The organism is Pseudomonas sp. P7548, assembly GCF_013386585.1.
Taxonomy (GTDB): Bacteria; Pseudomonadota; Gammaproteobacteria; order Pseudomonadales; family Pseudomonadaceae; genus Aquipseudomonas.
Genome location: NZ_JACARO010000015.1, coordinates 50,545 through 68,997, shown reverse-complemented (window position 1 = coordinate 68,997; position 18,453 = coordinate 50,545). Strand labels below are relative to the sequence as shown.

At 59.5% G+C, this 18,453-nt stretch carries 18 protein-coding genes; 9 read left to right on the top strand and 9 right to left on the bottom strand.

What is annotated here, in order from left to right; all coding sequences use genetic code 11:
* Positions 1 to 8: 8 nt before the first annotated feature.
* From HX803_RS08240 to HX803_RS08225, 4 genes are all read right to left on the bottom strand, one after another.
* Positions 9 to 977 carry a sulfonate ABC transporter substrate-binding protein gene (locus HX803_RS08240; protein WP_178919971.1) on the bottom strand — a complete coding sequence of 323 codons (969 nt, stop codon included), beginning with the start codon at positions 975 to 977 and terminating at the stop codon, positions 9 to 11.
* A 94-nt stretch (positions 978 to 1,071) separates the two neighbouring features.
* Positions 1,072 to 1,665 (bottom strand): NADPH-dependent FMN reductase, encoded by a 594-nt coding sequence (ssuE, locus tag HX803_RS08235; protein WP_176996843.1) that lies wholly within the window; start codon positions 1,663 to 1,665, stop codon positions 1,072 to 1,074.
* 316 nt (positions 1,666 to 1,981) lie between these two features.
* Positions 1,982 to 2,620, bottom strand: coding sequence for a peroxiredoxin (locus HX803_RS08230; RefSeq protein ID WP_178919970.1), 639 nt, complete (start codon positions 2,618 to 2,620; stop codon positions 1,982 to 1,984).
* Between the two features lie 291 nt (positions 2,621 to 2,911).
* Complete coding sequence (locus HX803_RS08225; RefSeq protein ID WP_178919969.1) at positions 2,912 to 4,312, bottom strand: OprD family porin; 1,401 nt, start codon at positions 4,310 to 4,312, stop codon at positions 2,912 to 2,914.
* A gap of 370 nt (positions 4,313 to 4,682) precedes the next feature.
* On the opposite strand from HX803_RS08225, the gene tauA reads away from it, so the two are divergent.
* Positions 4,683 to 5,669 (top strand): taurine ABC transporter substrate-binding protein, encoded by a 987-nt coding sequence (tauA, locus tag HX803_RS08220; RefSeq protein WP_178919968.1) that lies wholly within the window; start codon positions 4,683 to 4,685, stop codon positions 5,667 to 5,669.
* Between the two features lie 119 nt (positions 5,670 to 5,788).
* On the opposite strand, the gene argA is transcribed toward tauA, so the two are convergent.
* Both argA and argE read right to left on the bottom strand, forming a co-directional pair.
* Positions 5,789 to 7,090 (bottom strand): amino-acid N-acetyltransferase, encoded by a 1,302-nt coding sequence (argA, locus tag HX803_RS08215; protein WP_178919967.1) that lies wholly within the window; start codon positions 7,088 to 7,090, stop codon positions 5,789 to 5,791.
* A 135-nt stretch (positions 7,091 to 7,225) separates the two neighbouring features.
* Positions 7,226 to 8,374, bottom strand: coding sequence for an acetylornithine deacetylase (gene argE, locus HX803_RS08210; RefSeq protein WP_178919966.1), 1,149 nt, complete (start codon positions 8,372 to 8,374; stop codon positions 7,226 to 7,228).
* 158 nt (positions 8,375 to 8,532) lie between these two features.
* Here argE and HX803_RS08205 point away from each other — a divergent pair, with 158 nt between their 5' ends.
* Positions 8,533 to 9,900: an inorganic triphosphatase gene (locus HX803_RS08205; RefSeq protein WP_178919965.1), complete on the top strand. Its 1,368-nt coding sequence runs from the start codon at positions 8,533 to 8,535 to the stop codon at positions 9,898 to 9,900.
* A 101-nt stretch (positions 9,901 to 10,001) separates the two neighbouring features.
* On the opposite strand, the gene HX803_RS08200 is transcribed toward HX803_RS08205, so the two are convergent.
* Positions 10,002 to 10,472 (bottom strand): Lrp/AsnC family transcriptional regulator, encoded by a 471-nt coding sequence (locus HX803_RS08200; protein ID WP_007928270.1) that lies wholly within the window; start codon positions 10,470 to 10,472, stop codon positions 10,002 to 10,004.
* A gap of 127 nt (positions 10,473 to 10,599) precedes the next feature.
* On the opposite strand from HX803_RS08200, the gene HX803_RS08195 reads away from it, so the two are divergent.
* From HX803_RS08195 to HX803_RS08165, 7 genes are all read left to right on the top strand, one after another.
* Positions 10,600 to 10,938, top strand: a complete 339-nt coding sequence (locus HX803_RS08195) for a hypothetical protein (RefSeq protein WP_178919964.1) — start codon at positions 10,600 to 10,602, stop codon at positions 10,936 to 10,938.
* Positions 10,939 to 11,023: 85 nt separating this feature from the next.
* Positions 11,024 to 12,709 (top strand): GspE/PulE family protein, encoded by a 1,686-nt coding sequence (locus HX803_RS08190; protein WP_178919963.1) that lies wholly within the window; start codon positions 11,024 to 11,026, stop codon positions 12,707 to 12,709.
* Between the two features lie 77 nt (positions 12,710 to 12,786).
* Positions 12,787 to 13,707 carry an SPFH domain-containing protein gene (locus HX803_RS08185; RefSeq protein ID WP_065902324.1) on the top strand — a complete coding sequence of 307 codons (921 nt, stop codon included), beginning with the start codon at positions 12,787 to 12,789 and terminating at the stop codon, positions 13,705 to 13,707.
* Between the two features lie 4 nt (positions 13,708 to 13,711).
* On the top strand, positions 13,712 to 14,158 hold the full coding sequence (locus tag HX803_RS08180; RefSeq protein ID WP_176996853.1) for an NfeD family protein: 447 nt from the start codon (positions 13,712 to 13,714) through the stop codon (positions 14,156 to 14,158).
* Between the two features lie 69 nt (positions 14,159 to 14,227).
* Positions 14,228 to 14,542: a DUF2388 domain-containing protein gene (locus tag HX803_RS08175; RefSeq protein ID WP_003176799.1), complete on the top strand. Its 315-nt coding sequence runs from the start codon at positions 14,228 to 14,230 to the stop codon at positions 14,540 to 14,542.
* 187 nt (positions 14,543 to 14,729) lie between these two features.
* On the top strand, positions 14,730 to 15,395 hold the full coding sequence (locus HX803_RS08170; RefSeq protein WP_178919962.1) for an outer membrane protein: 666 nt from the start codon (positions 14,730 to 14,732) through the stop codon (positions 15,393 to 15,395).
* 159 nt (positions 15,396 to 15,554) lie between these two features.
* Positions 15,555 to 16,694 carry a DegT/DnrJ/EryC1/StrS aminotransferase family protein gene (locus HX803_RS08165; protein ID WP_178919961.1) on the top strand — a complete coding sequence of 380 codons (1,140 nt, stop codon included), beginning with the start codon at positions 15,555 to 15,557 and terminating at the stop codon, positions 16,692 to 16,694.
* A 100-nt stretch (positions 16,695 to 16,794) separates the two neighbouring features.
* Here HX803_RS08165 and gcvH read toward each other — a convergent pair whose 3' ends face one another.
* Both gcvH and gcvT read right to left on the bottom strand, forming a co-directional pair.
* Positions 16,795 to 17,178: a glycine cleavage system protein GcvH gene (gene gcvH / locus HX803_RS08160; RefSeq protein WP_178919960.1), complete on the bottom strand. Its 384-nt coding sequence runs from the start codon at positions 17,176 to 17,178 to the stop codon at positions 16,795 to 16,797.
* A 53-nt stretch (positions 17,179 to 17,231) separates the two neighbouring features.
* A complete protein-coding gene (gene gcvT, locus HX803_RS08155) occupies positions 17,232 to 18,314 on the bottom strand; it encodes a glycine cleavage system aminomethyltransferase GcvT (RefSeq protein ID WP_178919959.1) in 1,083 nt (360 codons plus the stop codon).
* Positions 18,315 to 18,453: the final 139 nt, after the last annotated feature.

Here is an 18,453-nt window from a genome sequence, read left to right as displayed (position 1 = left end):
AAGTCGGATTACGGCGCTTTGGCAACGGCGGCGGGTGGCGTCCAGATGACGTCCTTGATGTTCAAGGGCTTGGGGATCAGTTTGAGTTGGTAGAAGCTGTCGGCGATTTTCTGCTGGGCGGCGACCACTTCCGGGGTCAGGAACAGCGCGCCGTAGCCCTGGCGTTTCACCGAGGTCAGGGTGATGTCAGCCGGCAGGCCAAGCAGCGGGGCAACTTGTTCAGTGACTTCCTGCGGGTTGGACTTGGACCATTCGCCCACCGCGCGCACTTCTTCCACCAGTGCCTTGATCACTTCCGGGTGTTTTTCGGCGTAGGGTTTGGTGGCCAGGTAGAACTGGTGGTTGTCGGCAATGCCGGTGCCGTCACGCAGGGTGCGGGCTTGCAGTTGTTTCTCGGCAGCAGCCTGGTACGGGTCCCAGATCACCCAGGCGTCCACGCTGCCACGTTCAAACGCGGCACGGGCATCGGCGGGCGGCAGGAATACGGTCTGCACGTCGGTGTATTTGAGGCCGGCGTCTTCCAGCGCACGTACCAGCAGGTAGTGCACGTTGGAGCCTTTGTTGAGCACGACTTTCTTGCCCTTGAGCTCGGCCACGGATTTGATCGGCGAATCTTTCGGTACCAGGATCGCTTCGCTGGTCGGTGCTGGCGGTTCGTAGGCGACGTAGAGCAGGTCGGCACCGGCGGCCTGGGCGAATACCGGTGGGGTCTCGCCGGTGACGCCGAAGTCGATGGAGCCGACGTTCAGGCCTTCGAGCAATTGCGGGCCGCCAGGGAACTCGGTCCACTGCACGTTCACGCCTTGGGCAGCCAGGCGCTTTTCCAGCGAGCCCTTGGCCTTGAGCAGCACCAGGGTGCCGTATTTCTGATAACCGATCCGCAGGGTTTCGGCGGCGTGGGCTTGAACAATGGCGCCGAAGGACACAGCCGCAGCAAACAGTGCGACCAGACCACGACGCAAGATGACAGTGCGCATGGCGCTCTCTCCAAATAGTGCGTTTAGGGGGTTGGCTGCACCTGCTTGGCCGTTGGCGGCTGAGTAAGGTGAGTACTACAAAATCCGGTAAGGCTCAGATGCTCCAGCGAGCACTCAACAAACGTTCATTCAACACATGAGGGTCCAGCGGTTTCGGGCGACGGGCCATGGCGCTGTAGAAAGTTTCCAGGGCCTCGTGCAAGCGGTGTTCAAGCACCGGCACCAGTTGCGCCTGCGCACTGCCTTCGCCATAGGCGATCTGGCTGTCTTCGGCAAAGATACCGTGGAGCAATTCCTGGGCCTTGAGCGCCGACAACACCGGCTTCAGGGCGTAGTCCACCGCCAGCATGTGGGCGATGCTGCCGCCCGTGGCCATCGGCAGAACGATCTTGTGGGCCAGGGCGCGCTCAGGCAGCAGGTCCAGCACAGTTTTCAGTGCGCCGGAGAACGAGGCCTTGTACACCGGCGTGGCAATCACCAAGCCATCGGCATTGGCGACTTGCTGCAACAGGTCGATGACCTTGGGGCTGTCGAAGCGCGCGTGCAGCAAGTCTTCGGCCGGGAAGTCCCGTATCTGATAACTCACCACTTCCACGCCTTTCTGCTGTAGCCACTGACGGGTTTTATCCAGCAAGACCCCGGAGCGGGAACGCTGGCTGGGACTGCCTCCAAGTGTTACGACCAGCATGCAGGTATTCCTTGAGCAAGTGTCGGCGGTTCGCTGTGTGGCGATGTCGCCAAGATGGAACAGACCTTATCAGCACATTTATATATCTATAAATCTTATTTTTTCATTTGTTTATTCTTAAAGTGCATATGCAATTCAGGCCTCTCCAGGCGAAAAAAAAGGCCGTCGAAACGGCCTGAAAACCCCTGCTATGTGATTCGGTTTACAACGCAATGCGGTGGTGGATGTACCACCGCCATCGCGGGCAAGCCCGGCTCCCACAGGGGAATGCGGTCAACTGTGGGAGCCGGGCTTGCCCGCGATGGCGGCCTGAGCCTTAACGGTTGGGTTGTGGGGTGAGCCGCAGGTACGGCTTCACCGCGCGGTAACCCTTTGGAAAGCGTTTCTTGATCTCTTCCTCATCCTTGAGCGACGGCACGATCACCACTTCATCACCGTCCTGCCAGTTGGCGGGCGTTGCGACCTTGTGGTTGTCGGTCAGCTGCAACGAGTCGATGACCCGCAGGATTTCGTGGAAGTTGCGACCGGTGCTGGCCGGGTAGGTGATGGTCAGGCGGATCTTCTTGTTCGGGTCGATCACGAACAAGGAACGCACGGTGAGGGTGTCGCTGGCATTCGGGTGGATCAGGTCGTACAGGTCCGATACTTTGCGATCGGCATCAGCCAGAATCGGGAAGTTGACGACGGTGTGCTGGGTTTCGTTGATGTCTTCGATCCACTTGTGGTGCGAGTCCACCGGGTCGACCGACAGGGCGATGGCCTTGACGCCACGCTTGGCAAATTCGTCCTTGAGCTTGGCGGTAAAGCCCAGCTCTGTGGTGCACACCGGAGTGAAGTCCGCCGGGTGGGAGAACAGCACACCCCAGCTATCGCCCAGCCATTCGTGGAAACGAATCTTGCCGGCGCTGGAATCCTGTTCAAAGTCGGGGGCGATGTCGCCCAGTCTTAGGCTCATGGTGTGGCTCCTGGTGAGTGCTTATGGAGCCCACTGTGCATGTATTGCGGATTATTTAAAAAGAATAAATATCGATTTATCTAGACGATATAGGAATATTAAAAATCTGTTCATTGGACGTGGGTGCAAGCAAGGAGCAACATCGTTTTCAAGGTTCGAGAAGGCCTTGAGACGCTGTACAAGAGGGGATTCGGGAAGGGCTTGCGGGGGTTGAGCCCGACCTGAAAGCAAGACACCTTGCCCGGCATTGCGCCGGGCAAGGTTTTGCACACTTGGAATTGACTCAGACGACTAGAACAGTGGCAGCGAGTAGCTCACGATCAGACGGTTTTCGTCTTGGTTACGCTGGCCAGGAATGTCGTTGCGCCACATAGCGTTTTTCCAGGCTACACCAACGTTTTTCAGTGGGCCTTCTGGCACGACGTAGGCAACAGTGATGTCACGTTCCCACTCGTTCGCGCCATTGGCATTTGTAGCCCGTTGCGGTGTACCGGTGTTGCCGCGGGTGTCGATATTGTCACCACGCAGGTAAACCACGCCGGCGGTCAAGCCAGGCACGCCAACCTTGGCGAAGTCGTAAGCGTAGCGAGCTTGCCAGGTACGTTCACCGGCACGGGCGAACTTGGCGATCTGCATGTCAGTAGTCAGATAGGCCGAGGAACCGTCGCCTTGGTTCAACCAAGGGAAGTCGCTGTTGCCGTTGCTGACCTGGTAACCGCCACCGAAGGTGTGACCTGCAACGGTGTACAGGAACAAGCCGCTGTACAGGTTGTTGTCGACTTTACCTTTAGTGATGGTAGCGCCAGCGGCGTTAGTACCGTAGTCACCGGTGGTGTAGTAGTTCGCATCGTGGCCGTTGGCACCATCGTCGCGGCTATTGAAGTAGCGCAAGTCGGTTTTCAACACGCCAGGACCGATTGCCCAGTTATGCAGCAGGCCCAGGAAGTGCTGCTTGTAGAACTGATCCAGATTGCCGTAGTAGTACTGGGCAGTCAGATCCTTGGTGATTTTGTAGTCACCGCCGGCGTAGTAGAACTTGTTGCTGTCGCGACCTGTGGCACTACGACCGTTGGCACCGGCAATCGACAGGTTCTCGACGTTGCTGGAGTTACGACCCTTGGCCTTTTCGATCTGACCGGCAACCAGCGTTAGGTCCTTGATGTCGTTAGTGGTGATCTGGCCACCCTGGAAGGTCTGCGGCAGCAGGCGACCGTCGTTGGACACAATAACGGGCAACTTAGGCATCAGGGTGCCCAGTTTCAGTTCGGTCTGGGAGATCTTGGCTTTTGCAGTCAGGCCCAGGCTGGAAAAGTCGTTAACAGCTTTGCCGTTGGACTCGCTTGGGAAGACAGTGCCGCCGTAGGAACCGTAGCTGGTGCCGCCGCGTTTGGTCGCGCCGTTAGTACCACCGCCCGAATCCAGGCGCACGCCCAGCAGGCCGATTGCATCAAGACCGAAACCCACAGTACCTTGGGTATAGCCCGAGGTGAAACGCAGGTCGAAGGCTTGGCCCCATTCTTCTTGCTTGCTCTGTGCACCGGCCGCTTTGGTAGCGTCGTCACGGTTGTCAGTGTTGATGTAGAAGTTACGCAGACCCAGTGTGGCCTTGCTGTCTTCGATGAAACCGGCAGCGCCTGCTTGCTGGGCAATTGCGCCCAAAGCTACAGCCAAAGCCAAGGTGGACTTCTTCATGTACCGCTCCTCTCATTTCTAATTTTTGTATTTCTAAGGTCTCGGGTCTGACGCCCTTGATCCACAGATGCGCGATTAGCGCCAGATAGTGACTACCAAGTCAATCGTAACCTTGTGTGTCTACTACCTTCGTCTAACCGCAGTTAATTTGGTCCCTGCAGGGTAATGAGTTTTTCATACACCCAAAAAGAATTGTTTCATTCTTTTTCATACGATCCAGGAATAAGGCTTTCCATGAAGCGGACAAGTCCGGGGGAACGAACCGCTCCATAAGCTAATTCCTAAAGGGTATTTACCAGACTTTTTTTAGATCGATTAGTGTGGCCGTACTGTTGCATACGTCACCCACGATCAAAAAGGCGACGCCATCATGGCCAAACGCACATCCTCCCGTCAATTTGTTACAGTTTTTGTGTCACTAATACTTTCTTTTGGTGTCAAAGCGGCCGATTTAACCATCGGCTACCAAACCGGTATTGACCCCAGCAAAGTCCCTCAGGCCGACGGCCTCTATGAGAAGGCCATCGGCGAGAAAATCGCCTGGCGCCGGTTCAACAGTGGGCCTGAAGTCGTGACGGCCATCGCGTCCGGCGACGTCCAGATCGGCAATCTGGGTTCCAGCCCGCTCGCAGCGGCGGCTTCACGCCATCTACCGATCGTGGCGTTCATCGTATCGGCGCAGATCAATGCTTCTGAAGCCTTGGTAGTGCGCAACGGCAGCGGCATCGACACACCGCAGGACCTGGTCGGCAAAACCATCGCCACGCCTTTTGTCTCAACCTCTCATTACAGCCTGCTCGGCGCGTTGAAGCACTGGGGCCTGGACACTAAAAAAGTCAAAGTCGTGAACCTGCAACCAGCCGAAATCGCCGCCGCGTGGAAACGGGGCGATATTGACGGCGCCTTCGTGTGGTCGCCCGCCCTGGGCGAGATCCGCAAGACCGGCAAAACCCTGACAGACGCGGCCCAGGTGGGCCTGTGGGGCGCGCCCACCTTTGAAGTGTGGGTGGCCCGCAAGGATTTCGCCGAAAAACATCCTGACGTAGTGGCCAAGTTTGCCAAGGTCACCCTCGACTCATTCGCCGATTACGCCGCCCATAAAAACAGCTGGACAGTCGACTCCGAGCCCGTGCAGAAAATCGCTAAATTGACAGGCTCGAACGCCGCCGACATTCCTGAGTTGCTGGCCGGCACCACATTCCCCGACGCCCAGGCGCAGCAAACCGACGCGCTGCTTAAAGGCGGCACGGCGAAGGCGATTGGGGAAACAGCGAAGTTCTTGAAGGAACAGGGGAAGGTTGAGACGGTGCTGCCGGACTATTCGGCGTTCGTCACTGACAAATTCGCTCGAGATTAAACGCAATCCAATGTGAGAGCTGGCTTGCCTGCAATTGCATCACCTCGGATCAACTGAAAGACCGAGGTGCTTGTATCGCAGGCAAGCCAGCTCCCACAAAAACCTGCCCCTGCTATTAGTTACAGCGCCTTTTCGAAAATCTTCGAGTTACGCTGGTAGTTGTACAGCGACGCCCGCGCTGACGGCAGGCGGTCCACGCTGCTCGGTTCAAAACCGCGCTCACGGAACCAGTGGGCGGTACGGGTGGTGAGGACAAACAAGGTCTTCAAACCCTGCGCCCGCGCCCGGGTCTCGATGCGTTCCAGCAACACATCACCCCGCGCACCATGACGGTACTCCGGGTTGACCGCCAGGCACGCCAGCTCGCCCGCGTCCGAATCCGCGATCTGGTACAGCGCCGCGCAGGCGATGATCATGCCCTCGCGCTCCACCACGCTGAACTGTTCGATCTCACGCTCCAACACTTCCCGCGAGCGGCGCACCAGGATGCCCTGCTCTTCCAGCGGGCTGATCAGGTCGAGCAACCCACCGACGTCTTCAATCGCCGCTTCGCGCACCTGCTCGAATTGTTCCTGGGCCACCAGCGTACCGCCGCCGTCCCGGGTAAATAGCTCGGTGAGCAAGGCGCCGTCTTCGGCGTAGCTCACGATGTGGCTGCGCCCAACCCCGCCCCGGCATGCCTCTGCGGCTGCATCGAGCAATTCGGCCTGATAGTTACTTTTGCCCAGGCGCTGCAGATGCGCTGGCACTTGTTGCGGGCGCAGTTCGCGCACCAGGCGGCCATGCTCATCGATCAGGCCCAGATCGGCGCCGAACAGCAGCAGTTTGTCGGCGCCCAGGTCGATGGCGGCGCGCGTGGCGACGTCTTCGCAAGCCAGGTTGAATATTTCGCCAGTGGGCGAGTAACCCAGGGGCGACAACAGCACGATGGAGCGCTCGTCCAGCAGGCGGTTGATGCCCTTGCGGTCGACCCGGCGCACTTCGCCGGTGTGGTGGTAGTCCACCCCTTCGAGCACACCGATTGGCCGTGCGGTCACCAGGTTGCCGCTGGCTACCCGCAGGCGCGAGCCCTGCATCGGCGAGGAAGCCATGTCCATGGACAGGCGCGCTTCAATGGCAATGCGCAAGTGGCCGACTGCGTCGATCACACACTCCAGCGTTGCAGCATCGGTGATGCGCAAGCCTTCGTGGTAAGCCGGGGTGAGGCCACGCGCTTCAAGACGGGTTTCGATCTGTGGGCGTGAACCATGGACCAGCACCAGCCGCACGCCCAGGCTGTGGAGCAGCACCAGGTCGTGGACGATATTGCCGAAGTTGGGGTGTTCCACACCGTCGCCCGGGAGCATGACCACAAAGGTGCAGTCGCGGTGGGCATTGATGTAGGGCGAAGCGTGACGAAGCCAATTTACGTAGTCGGGCATAACACCTGGGCCTGTAATAAAAAGCAGCCGAAAAAGGATGAATCATGAAAGCGCACAGCGGGCTGATGGTTATCGTCGGAACAGGCTTGGCGACACGCTCGCTCTCCTTCTATGTACGAATGGGCAGGGGTTAAATTACGCAGGTTTCAGGCAGTAGTGTTCGATCAGTTCCCGCAATAGACGCACTGTAGGCGTCAAGCGTGACATTTCGAGGTACTCGCCCGGCTGATGGGCGCAGGCGATATCGCCGGGGCCCAGCACCAGGGTTTCACACCCGAGGCGCTGAAGATAAGGCGCTTCGGTGCCGAACGCTACTGCTTCGGCACGATGACCGGTCAAACGTTCGGCCACCCGCACCAGTTCGGCGTCTTCGGGTTGTTCGAACGGCGGCACTTCGGGGAACAACGGCGCGTAATCGATCTTGACCTGATGACGCTCGGCCAGGGGTTGCAGCTTCTGCCGGATTGCATCGCGCAGCACCTGGGGGTCCATGCCCGGCAGGGGGCGCAGGTCGAATTCCAGGGAACACTGGCCGCAGATGCGGTTGGGATTGTCGCCACCGTGGATGCAGCCAAAGTTCATGGTCGGCTGGGGCACACTGAATTGCGGGTTGCGGTACTCGCGTTGCCAGGCCAGGCGCAGGCCGCGCAGTTCGCCAATGGCGTCGTGCATAGCCTCAAGTGCGCTGTGGCCCAGGCTCGGATCCGACGAATGGCCACTTTGGCCCAGGATGTCGATACGTTCCATCATCACACCTTTGTGCAGGCGGATCGGCTTGAGGCCGGTGGGCTCGCCAATCACAGCCGCACGCCCCAGTGGCCGACCGGCTTCGGCCAGCGCACGGGCGCCGGACATGGAGCTTTCTTCATCACAGGTAGCGAGGATCAACAGCGGCTGCTTGAACGGTTGGTCCAGCAGCGGCAACACCGCTTCGATGGCCAGGGCGAAAAAGCCCTTCATGTCGCAACTGCCCAGCCCTACCCAGCGGCCGTCAACTTCCGTCAGCTTGAGCGGGTCGGTCTTCCACAATGCGGCGTCATACGGAACCGTATCGCTGTGACCTGCCAACACCAACCCGCCCGGGCCACTGCCGAAGCTGGCGAGCAGGTTGAATTTGCCGGGGCTGACTTGCTGGATGTCGATGGCAAACCCCAGGTCCCCCAGCCAACCGGCGAGCAAATCGATCACCGGGCGGTTGGTCTGGTCGAGAGACGCCTGGGTGCAACTGACCGACGGCGCAGCAATCAGCGCGGCGAACTGCTCTTTCATGGACGGTAATGGCATGCGCGGTCTCTCAACTTCCCGGATGAGCCCCACTATAGAGCCATCTGCACGACACAATAAACCGTTGCGGCGCGTTGCCGGGCTCAGTCCTGTACACTGCACAACCTTGGCAGCCACTCTTTTCCCCGGCTGCGCTCCCGATCCTGGATGTTCCGGCCATGCAAAAAGAAACCGAAATCAAGCTCCGCGTCAGCCGCGAGACCCTCGCCGCGCTGCGTGAGCACCCGCTCCTGAAAAAACGCAACAAAAGTGGCTGGGAACGCCGTGAGTTGATGAACCAGTATTTCGACACCCCCGAGCGCGACCTGGCCCAGGCCAAAGTCGCCCTGCGCCTGCGCAAGGACGGTGACGACATCATCCAGACCCTCAAGACCCGTGGCCAGAGCGTCGCCGGCTTGTCGGAACGCAACGAGTACAACTGGGACCTGCCCAAAGCCAAGCTCGACGTGAAGAAGCTCGACGGCGAATGCTGGCCCGAGCAACTGGCCGACCTGGACAAAAAGACCCTCAAGCCAATCTTCACCACCGACTTCGTGCGTGAGCGCGCGGAAATCGCCTGGGGCCGCGGCAAGGCCAAGGTGGTCATCGAAGCTGCCCTGGACCTGGGCCACGTGGTGGTCGGCAAGCAGAAAGAAGAAATCTGCGAACTGGAACTGGAACTGCGCGAAGGCGAACCGGCTGCCCTGCTGGAACTGGCCGCCGAGCTGGCCGCCACCCTGGCCCTGATGCCATGTGACATCAGCAAGGCCGAGCGCGGCTATCGCCTGTACGACGCCAGCAGCTATTCCCTGAGCCTGCCGGCGCCTGAACTGCACGCCGAAATGCCTTTGGACGACGCGTTTGCCGCCATCCTCTGGCACCTGCTCGGCAGCAGCCAGCGCCTGGCCGAGCAATACCGCTTCAATGGCCACTGGCGCCTGCTGAAGGACTGGGTCGACAACCTCGGCGAACTGCGTGCCCTGATCGGCAGCCTCGGCCAGGCCGCCCCTCGCCAATCCACCAGCGAACTGCGCAGCGCACTGGATGCCCTGCTGGAAGACTGGCGCCCGCTGGTGCAAGCCGGTGACGACGACGAAGACATCCGCAAAGCCGCGCCCGAGCAATTCATCGAAGAACTGGACGATGTGCGTTGGGGCCTGTTCTCACTGAATGCGTCCCGCTGGTTGCTGGCCCGTGCTTGGACCGCCGACCGCAACGTGCGCGGCAATCGCCAGGGCGCGGCACAAATCACCAACTGGTTGCCACGCCTGCTGGCTGACGACGCCGTCGCCCTGCAACTGCCGCGTTACCAGCAGCAGCCGGAAGACCTGGCCGAACAACTGCCGCGTATCGAACGCATCCAGGCCTGGCTGCACCATGCGCGCCATGTGGTGGACATTCCAGAGCTGGACCGTTTGTACGGCGAGCTGAACAAGTTGGCGCAACTGGCCAACCAACTGATCACCGATGAGTCGCTGGATGCGCGGATGCATCAGGCGATTGCGGTGTATCAGAACCGGGCGTGGAAGACTTTGTTGCGTCTGTAAGGACGCCATCGCGGGCGAGCCCGCTCCCACCTTGACCGTGTTCCAACTCTGGAATGCAGTCAAATGTGGGAGCGGGCTTGCCCGCGAAGAGGCCCTCACTGTCAGCGCAACACTGGCAGGCTAGTGGTGGACTTGATCTCCGACAACGCCACAATCGAATTGACCTCCTGAATCCCCGGCACCATCGACAGCTTCTCGAAGAAGAATCGCTCGTACGCCTCAATGTCCGCCGTCACGATGCGCAGCAAAAAATCCACCGCCCCCATCAGCACATAACACTCCAGCACTTCCGGAAAACCGCGAATCGCCTCAGTGAACTCAGTGAAGTTGGACCGACCGTGGGCGTTGAGTTTGACCTCGGCGAAGATCTGCGTGTTGAGGCCGATCTTCTTGCGATCCAGCAAGGTGACCTGGCCACGGATCACCCCCTCTTCCTTGAGCCGCTGGATACGGCGCCAGCATGGCGATTGAGACAAGCCCACCTGCTCGGCGATCTGCGCACTGGACAGCGAGGCGTCCTCTTGCAACAGGGCCAGGATGCGACGGTCGTAGGCGTCCAACTCGCTGTGCATAAAAATACCTTTTATTTAACATATGATGAATTGGATGATTCAAACATCCGCCAATATGGCCGATCTTAGATAAGAAATCTCCCACGCCAAATGCAAAAATTTCTCCAATCGAATCTGGAGAGTCAGCATGTACGCCGTCGAAACCATCCACCCCGCCACCCGCGTCGATGCGTGGGCCGTCAACAGCGCGCATTGCCAGGCGCATTACCGCATCGTCGCCGAAGCTGAGCCGGACGTGCTGTGCCGCGTGCTCAACTACTTTGCGCTGCAGTTTCTGACACCCAGCCAGGTCCAGGTGAACCGCGAGGACGACCTACTGAGCGTGGATATCGTGATGAATGGCCTGAGTTGGCACCGGGCCCAGGTGATCGGTGAAAAGATTCGAAACGTGATCAGCGTGTGCAGTCTGGAACTGTGGGCAGCTGATTCCGTGGAGCCTCAAGAGCGGGTGGCCGTCGCGCTGTAAAGGCCTGCAATACAAGCCGGGAGGCGCCGAGTCAGGGGCTGACTAGCCTGGGGTTTACGCCCCAAGCCAGCCCAGGAAACCTGCAATGCCCGTTGATCAACCTTTGGAACTGCATCGACTGTTACCCGCCCTGGTCGACAGCGGCGTGATAACACCCGAAACCGCCCGGCAGTTGTCTGCGCAACCCGCCAGCAATGCGTTGCATCCCTTGGCGTGCATTGCCGCCCAGGGGCCTTGCCTGGAAACCCTGACGCAATGGCTTGCCCGGCATGTCGGGCAGCCTTATCTGCGCATCGACCCGTTGAAGATCGACGTGGCGACCGTGGTGCCGTTGATGTCCCACGCCTTTGCCCAACGCCATGGCATTCTCGCGGTGGCCGTGGATGCGCATACCGTCACCATCGCCAGCGCCCAACCCGGCATCACCGGCTGGGAAGCCGGCCTGGCACAGGTGCTCAAACGCTCGATCAAACGCGTGGTCGCCAACCCCCAGGACATCCAGCGCTGCATCGGCGAGTTTTACCGCTTGGCCAAGTCGGTCAGTGGCGCCGACCAGAAGACCGCTGCGCCCGGCGCTGCCGAACTGCTCAACCTTGGTGCCCTCGACAAGGAGCCGGATGCCAATGACGCGCACATCGTCAATATCGTCGACTGGCTGCTGCAGTACGCCTTCGCCCAGCGAGCCAGCGATATCCACATCGAGCCGTGCCGCGACCAGGGCCGCGTGCGTTTTCGCATCGACGGGCTGTTGCACGACGTCTACCAGTTCCCACCCCAGGTCACCATGGCCGTGGTCAGCCGCCTCAAAAGCCTGGGCCGGATGAATGTGGCAGAGAAGCGCAAACCCCAGGATGGGCGAGTCAAGACCAAGAGCCCCACGGGCACCGAGGTGGAGCTGCGCCTGTCCACCTTGCCCACGGCGTTCGGCGAAAAACTGGTGATGCGCATTTTCGACCCGCAGGTCCTGCTCAAGGGCTTTGACCAACTGGGGTTGTCTGCCGATGATCAGCAACGCTGGCACGCCATGACACGCCAGGCCAATGGCATCATCCTCGTCACCGGGCCAACGGGGTCGGGCAAGACCAGCACGCTCTACACCACACTCAGGCAACTGGCGACCCGGGAGGTCAACCTGTGCACGGTGGAAGACCCGATCGAAATGGTCGAGCCCGCCTTCAACCAGATGCAGGTGCAGCACAACATCGACCTGACCTTCGCCAGCGGCATTCGCGCGCTGCTGCGACAAGACCCGGACATCATCATGATCGGTGAGATTCGTGATCAGGAAACGGCAGAAATGGCGATCCAGGCCGCACTGACCGGGCACCTGGTGCTATCAACCCTGCACACCAACGATGCCCCCAGCGCCATCAGTCGCTTGCAGGAACTGGGCATTGCTCATTATTTGATCAAAGCTACGCTGATAGGCGTAATGGCGCAGCGGCTGGTGAGGGTCTTGTGCCCTCACTGCAAACGCGCCGTGAAAGACACTGAAGTCCATGAAGCGGTCGGGTGCATGGAGTGTCGTGACAGCGGCTACCGGGGTCGAGCCGGTCTCTATGAAATCATGGTGGTGGACGAAGCGCTCAAGGCGCTCATCACGCCCGGCGCCGACATACAGGCGCTGCGCCAGGCGGCGCTTGAACAAGGCATGTGCAGCCTGCGCATGGCCGGTATCGACAAGATGAGGGCCGGCCTCACCACCCTGGCTGAAGTATTGCGCGTAACACCTGGGGATTCAGAAACAAATCCTTTGATTGTCGGGGCATGAAACCGTTCTTATCCGTGACGAGACCGTTACAATCGGCCGAACGTCGTTTCACTGACACTTTCAGATAGGGAATCGTTATGCAGATCGGAACCGTACTGCTTCTTTTCGTGGGCCTGGCCGTGGCCATCCTGTTCATGGGCTTCAAGGTGGTGCCTCAGGGCTACCAGTGGACCGTCGAACGTTTCGGCCGCTATACCAACACCCTCAAGCCCGGTCTCAACATCATCATCCCGGTCATGGACCGCATCGGTCGCAAGATCAACGTGATGGAGAGCGTGCTGGATATTCCGCCCCAGGAAGTGATCACCGCCGACAACGCCACCGTCCAGATCGATGCGGTGTGCTTCTTCCAAGTGGTCAACACCGCCCAGGCCGCCTACGAGGTCAATAACCTCGAACATGCCATCCGTAACCTGCTGCAAACCAACATCCGTACCGTGCTGGGCTCCATGGAGCTGGACGCCATGCTCAGCCAACGCGACGGTATCAACGAAAAACTGCTGAAAACCGTGGACGAAGCCACCGCGCCGTGGGGCATCAAGATCACCCGTATCGAGATCAAGGATATCAGTCCGCCCGCCGACCTGATGGCCGCCATGTCCGGCCAGATGAAAGCCGAACGGATCAAGCGTGCACAAATCCTTGAAGCCGAAGGCCTGCGCGCCTCGGCGATCCTGACCGCCGAAGGCAAGAAGCAGGCACAGATCCTTGAGGCCGAAGGTAGCCGACAGGCGGCCTTCCTTGAATCCGAAGCCCGTGAACGCCAGGCTGAAGCGGAAGCCCGCGCGACGCAGGTGGTATCGGAGGCCATCGCGTCGGGCAACGTGCAGGCGGTCAACTACTTCGTGGCGCAGAAATACATCGACGCCTTGGGCAAACTGGCGTCGGCCAACAACAGCAAGGTCATCCTGATGCCGCTGGAAGCCAGCCAGGTGATTGGCGCCGTGGGCGGCATCGGCGAGATCGTCAAGGCCACCTTCGACAGCAAGAAAGGCTGAAGCCATGTGGGAATTCCTGCAGCACCTGTCGTTCTGGGACTGGCTGGCACTGGGCACGGTGCTGCTGATTCTGGAGGTATTCGGGGCCGGCGGTTACCTGCTGTGGATGGGCATCGCTGCCGCCGCCGTGGGCGTGATCAAGTTCCTGGTGCCGCCGCTCGGGCTGGAATGGCAACTGCTGTTGTTCGCGGTGCTGTCCATATTGACGGCGGTGTACTGGTGGAAACGCCAACGCAGCAGCGCAAAGGCCAGTGACCAACCGGGGTTGAACGAACGCGGCTCGGAGCTGGTGGGGCGCGTCTTCGTGGTGCACCAGGCGATCGTCGATGGCCGGGGCAAGATAAAAGTCGGTGATGGGGTGTGGATGGCAACCGGTCCGGACAGCCCTGTAGGCGCTCAAGTACGGGTGATTGGTCAGAATGGCGTGGTTTTAACAGTTGAAACTGTTTAGTCAGTGATGGAACTCGGCCGGGCTTACTACAATCATAAAGTACAGATAACCCACCCGGAGTCACCCATCATGCGTCTTAAATATGCTGTCGCAACCCTCGCTGTGCTTTCCCTCCCTGTCGGTTCAGCCATGGCCGACAGCTTCTGGCGCAACGTCATCTCGTCGGGTGCCACCACCGGCTCGACGTACCTGACCTTCAAAGACCACAAGCTGGTGGTCGCCGCCCAGGACGACGCCGGCAGCTTCGTTGCCAGCGACGGCGGCATTCGTGGCCCGTACTTGGAAGCAGCCATGCAAAAGGTTCGCGCCGACAACCCGGGTCTGCAGGCCACGGATATGGAGCTGGCCAACGCCATCCTCGCAAAAAACGCTGTGACCGAATAACTCGAGCTTTATAAAAAATACCGCTTTAAACAGCGGTATTTTTTTGCCTTCAATTCCTACGGTCTTCGCCGCTAAGCACTACGTAAGCGTTCCTGCTTTCGCAGCTGACTACAGAAAAGTCCTGTCGAGCCTCATCCTGCCAGGCAACAAGCTAAGGATTCCTTTTAAATAAAGCGAATCACTGCCCATGCAAAAGATTGCCTACGCGCTGCTGCTCTCTGTCTTCGCTACCCCCTACGCCCAGGCAGAAACCTGGTACGGATCAGCCAAATTCAATAACGCCCGTCAGAACCTTTCCAGTTCGCTGCTCACTAGCCCTCGCGTGACTGACCGGGTGGACGCCCCGGACAGCAGCAAGTCATTCGTGGCCTCTTTCGCCGCGGGTTATGCCTTTGAGAATGGCTGGCGACTGGAAGGGGAATACACAATGCCGAACAACTCGACATTCAAATCCTACTGGGCCCCCTTTAATGCCAACGTCAACAGCCTGCACGTCCATAGCCAACGCTTGATGCTCAACGGCTATAAAGACATCCCGATCAACCCATGGTTGTCGTTCTACGGTATGGCCGGTGTGGGTATCGCTCGCATTGAAAGCGAAGGCTATCAAACCAACGAGACCCGTCGCTTTGCCAATAATCACCAACACAACCTTGCCTACAGCGTAGGTATGGGGCTGGAAGCCAAGGTCAGTGAGCCAATCACACTGGGGGTTGGTTATCGTTATATCGCGATGGGCGATATTGAAACCGGCTACAACACCTTCGCAAACCGGGTGAATGCGCGGGATGAGCAGCTCAAGGGTAAGCTCAAGGAACAAAATGTGTTTCTGGAAGCGCGTTACGCCTTCTGAATACCCGCTGAGAATGCCGCTGTTGAAGCGGCATTTTTTTGCCCAACCGATGACGATTCATTCACAGGTGACAGGCTATATTCAGTCGAGCCGTGTAACCATGCTGATACTGATACGCCCCTCACTCATCGCCAATCTGAAACGGATGCCTTCGTCGTTATGAGCCAATTGCCCTTTCTGCCGTTTTCCAAACCTACCATTGATGAAGCCACCATCTCGGCGGTCGGTGATGTATTGCGCTCAGGCTGGATCACCAGCGGGCCGAAAGTGCAGGCCTTCGAGGCGCAGTTGTCGGAGTATTTTGGTGGCCGCCCGGTGCGTACCTTCAACTCGGGCACCTGCACCATGGAAATTGCGCTGCGCATTGCGGGTATCGGCCCTGGCGATGAAGTGATCACCACACCGATCTCGTGGGTTGCCACGGCCAACGTGATTCTGGAAGTGGGCGCCACGCCGGTGTTTGCCGATATCGACCCGGTTACCCGCAATATCGACCTGGCCCAGGTGGAAGCGGCGATTACCCCGCGCACCAAGGCAATCATTCCGGTGTACCTGGCCGGCCTGCCGTTGGACATGCCGATGCTTTACGCGCTGGCCAACAAGTACAACCTGCGCATCGTCGAAGACGCTGCCCAAGCCCTGGGGTCCAGCTGGGATGGCGAACGCATTGGCGCCACCGGCGACTTCGTGTCGTTCAGCTTCCAGGCCAACAAGAACATCACGTCGTCCGAAGGTGGCTGCCTGGTGCTGAATAACGCCGAAGAAGCCCGCCTGGCCGAAAAATACCGCCTGCAGGGCGTTACCCGCACCGGCTTCGATGGCCTGGACGTGGATGTGCTGGGCGGCAAGTTCAACATGACCGACATCGCTGCCGCCATTGGCCTGGGTCAGTTCGCTCATATCGAAAAGATCACCGCTCACCGCCAGAACCTGGCGCGGCACTACTTCAAATGCTTTGGCAGTGACTTCGAAGAGCAATACGGCGCGCAACTGCCGCCGGCGGACTTCGAAAACAGCAACTGGCACCTGTTTCAGCTGGTGCTGCCGGAACGCCAGGATGGCCTGCCCGCCCGTGCAACCTTCATGGAACAGATGCAAGCTCACGGCGTGGGCATCGGCTACCACTACCCGCCCATCCACCTGCTGAGCCTTTATCGGGCACAGGGGTTCAAGGAAGGCATGTTCCCGGTCGCGGAGAAGGTGGGGCGCTTGATCGTGTCATTGCCGATGTTCACGGCCATGACAGAAGCGGATGTGGAGCGGTCGGTGGCGGCCGTAAAAGCGGTATTGAAACGCTGACCCTGTAGGAGCCGGCTTGCCGGCGATGAGGCCCTCAAGCTTTGCAGCGAACCTGAGGCCGCCATCGCCGGCAAGCCGGCTCCTACAGTAGATTGCGGTGTTACTCGCCGATGGCGGCTTTGTAGCCAGCCGCATCCAGCAGTTTTTCCAGGTCAGCCGGGTTACTCGGCTTGAGCTTGAAGATCCACGCACCGTAAGGATCGGAGTTCAACAGCTCTGGCTCACCGCTCAGGGCTTCGTTCACCGCAATCACTTCGCCAGCGATTGGCGAGTAGATATCCGACGCGGCTTTCACCGATTCAACCACACCCGCCTGGTCAGCTGCGGCAAACACGTTGCCGACTTCGGTCAGCTCAACGAACACCACGTCACCCAACGCTTCCTGGGCATGGTCGGAGATACCGACGGTCACTGTGCCGTCAGCTTCCAGACGGGCCCATTCGTGACTTTCGGCAAAACGCAGGTCGGCAGGGATATCGCTCATAGTCTGTGTCCTCAAGAAGAAATGTCAGCGGCCTTTGGCCTGCCGGAAATAGGTTAGATCAAGGTTTTGCCATGGCGCACGAAGGTCGGTTTGACCACTCGAACCGGGTACCACTTGCCGCGGATTTCCACTTCGGCCCGATCGGCAGTTGCCGTCGGTACGCGCGCCAGGGCAATGGATTTGCTCAGCGTAGGAGAGAAACTACCACTGGTGATCTCCCCTTCGCCAACATTGGCGATACGAACCACCTGGTGGGCACGTAAAACCCCGCGCTCTTCCAGTACCAGCCCCACCAGTTTGAACCGCACCCCGGCCGCTTTTTCCGCTTCCAGCGCGGCACGACCAATGAAGTCTCGCTCGGCGGGTTCCCAGGCAATGCTCCAGGCCATGTTCGCCGCCAGCGGCGACACGTCCTGGTGAATGTCCTGGCCGTACAGATTCATACCGGCCTCCAGGCGCAGGGTGTCGCGCGCGCCAAGGCCGATAGGTGAAATGCCAGCCCCCACCAGGTCGTTGAAAAAACCAGGGGCCTGATCGGCAGGCAGTACAATTTCCAGGCCGTCTTCGCCGGTATAGCCCGTGCGGGCAATAAACCAGTCGCCGTCGGCCTGGCCTTCGAAAGGCTTGAGCTGGTGGATCAAGGTGCTGCGCGATTGGGTGACCAGCTCGGCAATCTTCTGCCGGGCGTGAGGGCCTTGAATGGCGAGCATGGCCAATTCGGGCCGCTCATGCAGTTGCACCTGGTAGCTGCCCAGTTGCGCCTGCATCCAGGCCATGTCCTGGTCGCGGGTGGCCGCGTTGACCACCAGCCGGTAACCGTCGTCGGTTCGGTAGACGATCATGTCGTCCACCACGCCGCCCCGCTCGTTGAGCATGGCGCTGTAGAGCGCACGGCCGCAGCCATGCAAACGATCCACATCATTGGCCAGCAAGTGCTGGAGCCATTCCTTGGCCTGGGGGCCTGTGATATCGATCACGGTCATATGAGATACATCGAACACCCCGCAGTCGCGTCGCACCTGATGGTGCTCTTCAACTTGCGAGCCGTAATGCAGAGGCATATCCCAACCGCCAAAATCGACCATTTTCGCGCCGAGGGCGAGATGCAGGTCATACAGAGGCGTACGCTGTCCCATGGGTTTCTCCTTCCGGGCTTGGCGAAGGTGCGCAGAGTTGCCATTTGCGCTGGAGACCTTGAATTACAAGGCCCGCAGCCACACACAGCGACTCGATCCGAAAGACGGACCGCACCGAATGCCGCGCATTGTAGCCGCA

Bases quoted from the DNA above. Each gene is read 5' to 3' on its own strand.
- HX803_RS08225 (WP_178919969.1), bottom strand. From the start codon at position 4,312: ATGAAGAAGTCCACCTTGGCTTTGGCTGTAGCTTTGGGCGCAATTGCC.
- ssuE (WP_176996843.1), bottom strand. From the start codon at position 1,665: ATGCTGGTCGTAACACTTGGAGGCAGTCCCAGCCAGCGTTCCCGCTCC.
- HX803_RS08200 (WP_007928270.1), bottom strand. From the start codon at position 10,472: ATGCACAGCGAGTTGGACGCCTACGACCGTCGCATCCTGGCCCTGTTG.
- HX803_RS08205 (WP_178919965.1), top strand. From the start codon at position 8,533: ATGCAAAAAGAAACCGAAATCAAGCTCCGCGTCAGCCGCGAGACCCTC.
- HX803_RS08175 (WP_003176799.1), top strand. From the start codon at position 14,228: ATGCGTCTTAAATATGCTGTCGCAACCCTCGCTGTGCTTTCCCTCCCT.
- HX803_RS08190 (WP_178919963.1), top strand. From the start codon at position 11,024: ATGCCCGTTGATCAACCTTTGGAACTGCATCGACTGTTACCCGCCCTG.
- argE (WP_178919966.1), bottom strand. From the start codon at position 8,374: ATGCCATTACCGTCCATGAAAGAGCAGTTCGCCGCGCTGATTGCTGCG.
- HX803_RS08240 (WP_178919971.1), bottom strand. From the start codon at position 977: ATGCGCACTGTCATCTTGCGTCGTGGTCTGGTCGCACTGTTTGCTGCG.
- tauA (WP_178919968.1), top strand. From the start codon at position 4,683: ATGGCCAAACGCACATCCTCCCGTCAATTTGTTACAGTTTTTGTGTCA.
- HX803_RS08230 (WP_178919970.1), bottom strand. From the start codon at position 2,620: ATGAGCCTAAGACTGGGCGACATCGCCCCCGACTTTGAACAGGATTCC.
- HX803_RS08180 (WP_176996853.1), top strand. From the start codon at position 13,712: ATGTGGGAATTCCTGCAGCACCTGTCGTTCTGGGACTGGCTGGCACTG.
- HX803_RS08185 (WP_065902324.1), top strand. From the start codon at position 12,787: ATGCAGATCGGAACCGTACTGCTTCTTTTCGTGGGCCTGGCCGTGGCC.
- argA (WP_178919967.1), bottom strand. From the start codon at position 7,090: ATGCCCGACTACGTAAATTGGCTTCGTCACGCTTCGCCCTACATCAAT.
- gcvT (WP_178919959.1), bottom strand. From the start codon at position 18,314: ATGGGACAGCGTACGCCTCTGTATGACCTGCATCTCGCCCTCGGCGCG.
- HX803_RS08170 (WP_178919962.1), top strand. From the start codon at position 14,730: ATGCAAAAGATTGCCTACGCGCTGCTGCTCTCTGTCTTCGCTACCCCC.
- HX803_RS08195 (WP_178919964.1), top strand. From the start codon at position 10,600: ATGTACGCCGTCGAAACCATCCACCCCGCCACCCGCGTCGATGCGTGG.
- HX803_RS08165 (WP_178919961.1), top strand. From the start codon at position 15,555: ATGAGCCAATTGCCCTTTCTGCCGTTTTCCAAACCTACCATTGATGAA.
- gcvH (WP_178919960.1), bottom strand. From the start codon at position 17,178: ATGAGCGATATCCCTGCCGACCTGCGTTTTGCCGAAAGTCACGAATGG.